Genomic DNA, 601 nt, shown 5'->3' on the forward strand with positions numbered 1-601 from the left:
CGTTCGCGTTCTTCCTGATCGGTGGCGTGATGGCGCTGCTCATGCGCGCCGAGCTGGCCCGGCCGGGCCTGCAGATCATGTCGAACGAGCAGTTCAACCAGGCGTTCACGATGCACGGCACGATCATGCTGCTGATGTTCGCCACCCCGCTGTTCGCCGGCTTCGCGAACTGGATCATGCCGCTGCAGATCGGCGCGCCGGACGTGGCGTTCCCCCGGCTGAACATGTTCGCCTACTGGCTGTACCTGTTCGGCTCGCTCATCGCGGTCGGTGGCTTCCTCACCCCGCAGGGCGCGGCGGACTTCGGCTGGTTCGCCTACTCCCCGCTGTCGGACGCGGTCCGCTCGCCGGGCATCGGCGCCGACATGTGGATCATGGGTCTGGCGTTCTCCGGCTTCGGCACGATCCTCGGCTCGGTCAACTTCATCACCACGATCATCTGCATGCGCGCCCCGGGCATGACCATGTTCCGCATGCCGATCTTCGTGTGGAACGTGCTGCTGACCGGTGTCCTGGTCCTGCTGGCCTTCCCGGTCCTCGCGGCCGCGCTGTTCGCCCTGGAGGCGGACCGCAAGTTCGGTGCCCACGTCTTCGACGCCGC

1 protein-coding gene is annotated in these 601 nt (G+C 66.9%); it reads left to right on the forward strand.

All coding sequences use genetic code 11. From position 1 onward, the window contains the following. A partial coding sequence (locus C3492_RS43875; RefSeq protein ID WP_181140872.1) for a cbb3-type cytochrome c oxidase subunit I occupies positions 1–601 on the forward strand: 601 nt, incomplete at both ends.

Origin of the sequence: Streptomyces sp. Ru62 (assembly GCF_002920615.1) — a bacterium.
Taxonomy (GTDB): domain Bacteria; phylum Actinomycetota; class Actinomycetes; order Streptomycetales; family Streptomycetaceae; genus Streptomyces.